This is a genomic window from Candidatus Alcyoniella australis (genome assembly GCA_030765605.1).
GTDB lineage: Bacteria > Lernaellota > Lernaellaia > JAVCCG01 > Alcyoniellaceae > Alcyoniella > Alcyoniella australis.
In genome coordinates this window covers 1-6,521 of record JAVCCG010000131.1, presented here as the reverse complement: position 1 = coordinate 6,521, position 6,521 = coordinate 1, and the positions used below count along the sequence as shown (strand labels likewise).

Genomic DNA, 6,521 nt, shown 5'->3' with positions numbered 1-6,521 from the left:
GTAGGCTCGCCGGTAGTATTGGCTCGAGATTAACTAAAACGATTCACCATGCAACCCTTGGCATTCCCTTCGACCCTCGAGTCTTAGACGCGACAAATGGTTTTAAAGAGCCTGGTGTCGCTTAGTGACGCTACGGATAGCACGTCTTTTAGCCCAACTCCGCAAATGAATCTCGATCCAATACTCCCGGCGAGCAGGGTGTTGTCGAGTGGTTTTCATCCGGAGGGGGCTGATCAGCGCCGTGTTTTTCGTTCAACGAAGCGAATCGATTTCGATTAAAAGTTGACCTCTGATTTATGCCGAGAGAAGAGGTGTTGATCAAGGTGGCAAGGTGAGTAGTTTATGAAAACCACTCGACAATGTGCTGCTCGCGCCTACCCAATAATGTTATTCAACATTATTATCCCACTCCACCAATCTTTCGACGCGGAGAAGGTCATTGAGCTACGACCCTGGTTCGCTCGCGTGTTTTGCGGCGGCTCCAAGCTGCCTTGACTTTTCGCCGCGATGCGTTAAGCATCGGGCTCTGTTTTTCACGACAAAACCAAGATTAAGGCCATGAATTACAAGGACACTCTGAATCTGCCCAAGACCAAATTTCCGATGCGGGCCAACCTCAGCCAGCGCGAGCCCGAGTTCCTCGCGCGCTGGTACGAAATGCGCCTGTATCAACAACTGCTCCAGGCCCGCGCCGACGCGCCGGACTACATCCTCCACGACGGCCCGCCGTACGCCAACGGCAACATCCACCTGGGCACCGCGCTGAACAAGATTCTCAAGGACATAATCGTCAAATCCCGGGCCATGGCCGGTTTCCGCGCGCCCTACGTGCCGGGCTGGGATTGCCACGGACTGCCCATCGAGCACCAGGTCGACAAGGAGCTGGGCGCGGCCAAGGAACAGATGAGCGCGGCCGACGTGCGCAAGCGCTGCCGCAGCTACGCCGCCAAATTCGTCGACATCCAGCGCGAGGAATTCAAGCGCCTGGGCGGCCTGGGCGACTGGGACAACCCGTACCTGACCATGGACTACGGCTACGAGGCGACCATCGCCCGCGAGTTCGGACGCTTCGTGGCCGCGGGCAGTCTGTACAAGGGACGCAAGCCGGTCTACTGGTGTGCCCACTGCGTCACCGCCCTGGCCGAGGCCGAGGTCGAGTACGCCGACCACCTCACGCCGAGCATCACCGTGGCCTTCAAGGTGGTCTCGGACCTCTCGCAGGCCGTGCCCGAGCTGGCCGGCCGCGACAACGTCCACATCGCGATCTGGACCACCACGCCCTGGACCCTGCCGGCCAACCTGGCCCTGGCGTTCCACCCGGACTACGACTACGTGGCCATCGAGTGCGGCGAGCGGATCTACATCATGGCCGAGCGTTTGGCCGCATTGGTGTTCGACGAGGCCGGACTGAGCGCGGGCAAAACCTTGGCCCGCTTCCCGGGCAGCGCGATGGAGGGGCAAAAGGCCCGGCATCCGTTTATCCAGCGCGAGAGCCTGGTGATCAACGCCGACTACGTGACCCTCGACACCGGCACGGGCATCGTGCACATCGCGCCGGGACACGGCCAGGAGGATTACGAGAGCGGCCTGGCCTACGGACTGGACGTCTACGCGCCCGTGGACGATCAGGGGCGCTTTACAAAGGACGTCGATTTCTTTGCCGGGCAGTTCGTGTTCGACGCCAACGGCGCGGTGATCGAGAAGCTCCAGGAACTGGGGATGCTGCTCGCCCAAAAGGATCAGCAGCATTCGTATCCGCACTGCTGGCGCTGCAAGCAGCCGATCATCTTTCGCGCCACCTCCCAGTGGTTTATCTCGATGGAGCACGCCGAGCTGCGCGCCAAGTCGCTGGAGCAGATCGAGCGCACGCGCTGGATCCCGAGCTGGGGCAAGGACCGGATCTACGGCATGGTCGCCAACCGTCCCGACTGGTGTTTGTCGCGCCAGCGCTCGTGGGGCATCCCGATCCTCGCCTTCACCTGCAAGGGCTGCGAGAGCACGATCCTCGACGCCAAGGTGGTCCAACACGTGGCCGAGCTGTTCGCGCGCGAGGGCTCGGACGCTTGGTTCATTTACGATCCGCCCGCGCTGGTCCCCGCGGGCTTCGTCTGCCCCGAGTGCGGAGCGGGCCCGGAGCAGTTCGTCAAAGAGCGCGACATCCTCGACGTCTGGTTCGACTCCGGCGTGAGCTACGCCGCAGTCTGCGAGCGGCGCGACGACCTGCGCTCGCCGGTCGATCTGTACATCGAGGGCTCGGACCAGCACCGCGGTTGGTTCCATTCCTCGCTGCTGGCCTCTGTGGGCACTCGCGGATGCGCGCCGTACGCCACCGTGCTGACCCACGGCTTTGTGGTCGACGGCAACGGCAAGAAGATGAGCAAGTCGCTGGGCAACGTTATCCAGCCCGAGCAGGTAATCAAAAGGTACGGCGCCGAGATTCTGCGACTGTGGACCGCGGCCGAGGACTACCGCGACGACATTCGCATCAGCGACGAGATCCTCAAACGGCTGGTCGAGGCCTATCGCCGGATCCGCAACACCTTCCGCTTCATGCTGGGCAACCTGCAGGACTTCGACCCGGAGCTGCACGCCGTGCCCATCGAGCAGATGACCGACATCGACCGCTGGGCCCTGCAGCGCCTGGGCGTGCTGATCGAACAGGTGCGCGGTTGGTATGAGCAGTTCGAGTTCCACCGCATCTTCCACGCCCTGCACAACTACTGCGTTGTCGATCTAAGCTCGCTGTACCTTGACGTGCTCAAGGACCGGCTCTACGCCGAACAGCGCGAGGGCGAGCTGCGGCGCGGATCGCAGACCGTACTGTGGACCATCGCCCACAGCCTCGTGCGGCTGGTGGCGCCGATCCTTAGCTTCACCGCCGAGGAGGTCTGGGACCACCTGGCCCACGCTGCGGGCGACCCGGAGTCGGTACACTTGGCGCTGCTGCCCGACGTCGATCCGGCCTGGGCCGACCCCGAGTTGACCGAGCGCTGGCAGAAGCTGCTGGAGCTGCGCGCGCTGGCGACCAAGGCTCTGGAACTGGGGCGCAACGAAAAGCTGTTCGGCAATTCGGTGGACGCCAAGGTGACGATGCACGCCCCGGGCGCGCTGGGCGAGCTGCTCGAGCAGGCGAAACCGATGCTGCCCGAACTCTTGATCGTCAGCGAGGTCGAGCTGGCCGCGCAGCCGGTCGAGTCGCCCACGGCCCAGGACGAGGCCCTGGGCGCCAGCGTGCGCGTCGAGCCCTCGGACCTGACCAAATGCCCGCGCTGCTGGCTGCACAAGGCCGACATCGGTTCCTCGCCGGAGCATCCCGAGCTTTGCGCAAGGTGTGCCGCGGCGGTTTGATTCAATGAAACTCAAGTTTCCACTGTTCTTATTCGGCGCAGCGCTGGCCTGCGGACTGGATCAGCTGGCCAAGCACTTCGCTCTGCTGTGGACCGCACGCATCCCGCGCGGCATGGCGATCCAGATCATCCCCGACATCCTCGAGATCAACTACGCCCAGAACGTGGGCGCCGCGTTCTCGATGTTCTCGGGCTACCCGCTGCTGTTCTTCATGATCGTCGGCGCGTTGGCCATGGTCTTCATTTTAAGCTTCCTCTGGCAGCTCGAGCACGGCCAATACGCAATGGTATTCGCGCTGTCTTCAGTAATGGGCGGCGCCCTGGGCAACGCCATCGACCGCCTGACCACCGCGGACCATCACGTGGTCGACTTCATCTACCTGCACTACTTCGACAAGTTTCGTTGGCCGATCTTCAACGTGGCCGACATTTTTATCGTCATCGGCGTGGTCGTACTGGTCTATCGGCTGACCCGCATCGAGCTGGAGCGCGCGGCCCGCATTCGCCGCTCCAAGGCCGGACAGGCCGACGACGGGTCCGCCCCGATCGTGCCGCCCGCAGGAACCGATGCACCCCCAGATTGATCTGCCGTTTGGTCTGAGCCTGCACAGCTACGGCCTGATGCTGGCCACGGGGCTGCTGCTGGCGCTGCTGCTGACCCTGCGCGAGGGACGGCGGCTGCGGATTCCCGAAGACTTCATCTACAACCTGGCGTTTTGGGCGATGCTCTCCGGGATTCTGGGCTCGCGGCTGTTCTACGTGATCGTGCACTTCGGCGATCAGTACTCCGGTCGGCCGCTGGACCTGCTCAAGATCTGGCAGGGCGGGCTGGTATTTTACGGCGGGTTCATCGGCGCGGTGATCGTCAGCTGGATCTACATCCGGCGCAAGGGGTACAACTTCTGGCGCGTGGCCGACATGGCGGTCCCGGGCGTGGCCCTGGGTCTGGTCTTCGGCCGCATCGGCTGCACCATGGCAGGCTGTTGCTACGGCAAGGTCTGCCCGGCCGACTTTCCGTTCCCGTTGGTGTTCCCCGAGTGGACCGTGGGCCGCCCCGGCGTTGCGCTTTACCCGACCCAGCCGATGTCGAGCCTCAACGCGCTGCTGCTGTTTAGCATCCTGTGGTTCGTCACGCGCAAGCGCCGCGTGTTCGAGGGTATGCAGACCGTGATTTTTCTGGGCTACTACGCGATCACCCGCGGGCTGATCGAGCTGCTGCGCGACCGGATGGGCGATGAGAGCATGTACACGCTGTTGCGTTTCTCCGACGCGCGCTTGCGCGACCATCCGCAGTGGGTCGAGCGGACGTTTGACAAGCTGATCGCCTTTGATACCCTGGCGACCGACGGTACGACCGCCGTGCTGCGGATCTCGGAAAGCCAGCTGGTCGGCGTGCTGATGCTGGTTTTGGCCGTTGTGCTGTTCTTTGTGCTGCGGCGACGTTATCCCCTTACGAAGGCTGAGCAATGAAAAGGACGATTGCCCTTGTGCTGCTGATACTGATGGTCGGCGGCTGTTCCCTGCGCAGTTCGCATTACGAGCTCGACCAGCTCGAGGCGCAACAGCTCGACCCGCAGCTTGCGGCACTGGACCTGGTACAGCTCGAGCAGCGGATGAACGGCCTGTTCACCGAGCTGTGCGAGGGCAAGATGACGATCCAGTTGACCAACGCCAAAATCGCCGAGTTCTTTGCGGACGACGATCAGCGCAGCACGTTCATCGCCGTGATGGCCGACCTGCTGCGCGAGGCCGACTTCCGGCGGCAGAAGATCGACCGCTTTAAGCTCGGCACAATTTTAATCGAGCCCAACGGCGTGATCGCCCACGCCGAGGTGACCTACTGGGGCCACTTCTACTTCATCTGGAACGCCAAGGTGCGCCAGGTGATCACCTGGAAGAAAGAGGAGGGTACGTGGTACGCCTACATGCCGATGCGTCCGCAGGAAGACTGAACCGCCTCGCCGCGGTCCTGATTGCGCTGCTCGCCCTGTCGCTGCTGGCCCCCTCCTGCGCCCAGAAGCGCCTGGAACGCAGGCAGGCAAAGGCGATCGAGGAGCTCGGTGTGGTTTCCGAGAAGTTCAACCGCTTTTTGCAGTGGCGCGACTACGATTCGGCGATGGCCTTTGTTGCCCAGGAGTACCGCGAGGCGTACATCTGCGGCACTGACAAGCTCGCCGCGAACCTGAGCATCGAGAGCATTGCCTTCGTCAACGCCGAGGTCGCGCCCTACGAGCTCGACCCCGAGCTGACCTACGAGGAGAATATAAAGCTCGGCAACCTCCTCGAGGGTCGCCTGGGCCGCGTGTCCGTGCGCTACCTCAACGTCAGCCTGCTGCCCAGCTCCGATGTGGCCAGCTATCGCCAGATGCAATATTACGAATACCGCAACGAACGCTGGGTACTGCTTCCCGACTGGAGTTGGATTTTGGGAAAAGACGCCTGGGACGTATGCCTGGAGGTGGCGACCGAACCCACCGAGCGCCCGGCCCGGCCCGTAGAGGATCCCTTCAAGCCGCCCCCGGCCCCTGCCGGACAGTAGAGCCCCGGCTTCGAGCCGCGGCAAAACTCGCGAGCCCTATACACAAAGATCGTTTTTACGATCTTTACTGATCGCGCAGGTAGAGCGGGATCCGCTCCAGGGGCGCGTCGGCCTCGATCCACAGCGGCCCACTGTAGGTCGTATCGCGGTCCCAATAATCGGTCCACTCCCCCTGGGGCAAATACACGCTGCGCGAGCGCTGCCCCACGCGCCAGACCGGCGCCACTAAAATCTCGTCGCCGTACAGGTACTCATCCCAGATCTCGCGCACCTGCGGATCGTCGGGCCAGTCGAAGACCAACGGCCGGGCGATTGGCGCGCCGCTTTGGTGCGCGCGCTGCGCGTATTGGTACGAGTAATCCTGCAACTCGTGATGCAGCGTGACGTAGTCGCGGTAGATCTCGATCATCTGTTCGTCGTAGTGCGGCTGCGTGGGCATGTTCCACGGCGCCTGGTCGCCGCGCCCGCCGATCTCCATCAGCGGGCAGAAGCAGGAGAACTCGATCCAGCGCGCAAAGACCTCGCGGTCGATGAAATGGTGGTAGCCGCCGGTGTCCGAGCCCCAGACCGGGAACCCCAGAAACGAGCTTTGCAACAGGCTGATGATCGCCGAGCGCAGGCCCAAATCGGTGCTC

At 62.9% G+C, this 6,521-nt stretch carries 6 protein-coding genes; 5 read left to right on the top strand and 1 reads right to left on the bottom strand.

Annotation, left to right across the window (positions count from 1 at the left end; all coding sequences use genetic code 11):
• Nucleotides 1–558: 558 nt before the first annotated feature.
• Genes ileS through P9M14_15985 form a run of 5 tightly spaced genes read left to right on the top strand, consistent with a single transcriptional unit; the run spans nucleotide 559 to nucleotide 5,886 of the window.
• Complete coding sequence (gene ileS, locus P9M14_16005; GenBank protein ID MDP8257250.1) at nucleotides 559–3,348, top strand: isoleucine--tRNA ligase; 2,790 nt, start codon at nucleotides 559–561, stop codon at nucleotides 3,346–3,348.
• 4 nt (nucleotides 3,349–3,352) lie between these two features.
• A complete protein-coding gene (gene lspA / locus P9M14_16000) occupies nucleotides 3,353–3,931 on the top strand; it encodes a signal peptidase II (GenBank protein ID MDP8257249.1) in 579 nt (192 codons plus the stop codon).
• Nucleotides 3,915–4,817: a prolipoprotein diacylglyceryl transferase gene (gene lgt / locus P9M14_15995; GenBank protein MDP8257248.1), complete on the top strand. Its 903-nt coding sequence runs from the start codon at nucleotides 3,915–3,917 to the stop codon at nucleotides 4,815–4,817. Before lspA ends, lgt begins: the two co-directional genes overlap by 17 nt.
• Nucleotides 4,814–5,299 (top strand): hypothetical protein, encoded by a 486-nt coding sequence (locus tag P9M14_15990; protein ID MDP8257247.1) that lies wholly within the window; start codon nucleotides 4,814–4,816, stop codon nucleotides 5,297–5,299. Before lgt ends, P9M14_15990 begins: the two co-directional genes overlap by 4 nt.
• Complete coding sequence (locus P9M14_15985; GenBank protein MDP8257246.1) at nucleotides 5,260–5,886, top strand: hypothetical protein; 627 nt, start codon at nucleotides 5,260–5,262, stop codon at nucleotides 5,884–5,886. Before P9M14_15990 ends, P9M14_15985 begins: the two co-directional genes overlap by 40 nt.
• Before the next feature lie 64 nt (nucleotides 5,887–5,950).
• Here the strand turns inward: P9M14_15985 and P9M14_15980 are convergent.
• The coding region (locus P9M14_15980; protein MDP8257245.1) for a glycoside hydrolase family 31 protein at nucleotides 5,951–6,521 on the bottom strand (571 nt) is incomplete at its 5' end.